The organism is Brevinematales bacterium (assembly GCA_026415355.1).
Taxonomy (GTDB): domain Bacteria; phylum Spirochaetota; class Brevinematia; order DTOW01; family DTOW01; genus SKYB106.
Map to the genome: position 1 here is coordinate 332 of JAOAHF010000069.1, position 276 is coordinate 607.

The window sequence follows — 276 nt, forward strand, 5'->3', positions numbered from 1 at the left end:
ATAACTTATTCAAGCAATTCTCAACTTCTCCCTGTCTAGAAGAGTACCAAATAGAAAGTTTTTGATAAAGTGATTTATAGTTCTTTTGTTGGGTATATTTCTTTCACTTTAATTCTTACCAAACTCTCCTACAAACTTCAGACTCCTACGAATACGCCTTTAGCCTAGGCAGGATAACAGGATAGTCATAAAAGTATTCCCTAAAGTCCTCAGACTTTATGTAGAAAACTCTCGCTTTGTCTGAAATAACCTTTATCTCATCTATCTCGTTATTTG